Origin of the sequence: Stenotrophomonas pictorum JCM 9942 (assembly GCF_001310775.1) — a bacterium.
In the GTDB taxonomy this organism is placed as follows: domain Bacteria; phylum Pseudomonadota; class Gammaproteobacteria; order Xanthomonadales; family Xanthomonadaceae; genus Stenotrophomonas; species Stenotrophomonas pictorum.
This window is the reverse complement of record NZ_BAZI01000592.1, coordinates 1-1226: the sequence shown is the minus strand read 5'-3', so window position 1 is coordinate 1226 and position 1226 is coordinate 1. Positions and strand designations below refer to the sequence as shown.

3 pseudogenes are annotated in these 1226 nt (G+C 70.3%); all 3 read right to left on the bottom strand.

What is annotated here, in order from left to right:
- Positions 1–364, bottom strand: a pseudogene (locus JCM9942_RS16320) (type II secretion system minor pseudopilin GspK); the annotation flags it as partial.
- Positions 355–1000, bottom strand: a pseudogene (locus tag JCM9942_RS16315) (type II secretion system protein J). The pseudogenes JCM9942_RS16315 and JCM9942_RS16320, both read right to left, overlap by 10 nt.
- Positions 997–1226, bottom strand: a pseudogene (locus JCM9942_RS16310) (type II secretion system protein XpsI); the annotation flags it as partial. The pseudogenes JCM9942_RS16310 and JCM9942_RS16315, both read right to left, overlap by 4 nt.

The following is a 1226-nucleotide window of genomic DNA, read 5'->3' as shown; positions in this document are numbered from 1 at the left end:
CCCGCGCCGGCTCCACCGCCAGCGCGCGCAGCAGCCCTTCCAGCAACGGCCGCTCGGCCAGGTTCAGATCGACCTTGCCGGTTTCAGCCACGATCCGCAGCTCCACGGTGCGGCCATCAAACTGCCAGCGATAGGGACGCCCATCGGCCTGCCACGCCGGCCGCAGCGGATCGGGCCGCAGGCGCGAGAGCGCATATTCCAGACCGGCGCGCGCGGTCTGCTGACCGGCGGCCATCTGCGCAAGCACCCGGCCCTGCAGGTATTCCACCTTGGCGGTGAGCGCGAACGTGCCGATGGTCGCGGCCAGCAACGCCACCACCCACAACACCAGCACCAGTGCGGCGCCACGCGACCTCATCGCCATCCCCCGGCACGGCCGTACTGCGGCGGGGCCACCAGCAGCGGCGGCCAGGCAGGTCCCTGCTGCGGAATGATCTCGATGGATACCAGCACCGGCAGCCGCGCCGGCGTTGCCCACTGCTCCTGCCAGTCCATCAGCGCACCGGTCCGCGGATCACGACCGCGGTAGCGCAACCGTACCGCCTTCAATCCATCGACCAGCAGCTCGGCGCCACGTACCGGTTGCTCTTCAATGCGCGTGCCGGCCTGCAGCAGGGTCAGCGAGACCGTCAGCCGCAACGCCTGTCCGTCGTCCTGAACCTCCAGCTCATGCAGGTAGGGCCCCGCGGCCGAGATAATCCGGCACCTCGGCGACAAACTGCAGATGCCGCGCATCGCCGATGAACACCGGTGCGGTGCCGGTTTCAGGATCGACGGCGCCGATCGCCAGCGGCATCGCCGCGCTCAAGCGCCGGCGCAGGAAGCCATCGACCGCGCGCATCCGTTCGTTGCCGCTGGCGATGGTCTCACCGCGGGTACTGACCGCCAGTGTCGAGCGCACCGCGGCGAACGCCAGCGCCATGCCGGCGGCAAGCAACACCGTGGCCAGCAGGATTTCGATCAGGGTGAAGCCGCCCATCGCACGTGACCGTGATCTCATGGCACCCCCTCGGCAATCGCCGGGCTGCGCAGTCGCAACGTGCGCCAGCGCAACTGCTCGGTCGGTGCCTGGCCCCAGCGCACCTGCAGATCCAGCTGCCACAGCGCCGCGTCCGGCGCGGTCTGGCGCGGCTCCAGGTAAGGCGTCACCTCCAGCGTCCAGCGATAGCGGCCCTGCTCCCAGTCGCCCTGGCGCCGTCCCGCCGCCAATGGGGCCTCGATACCGG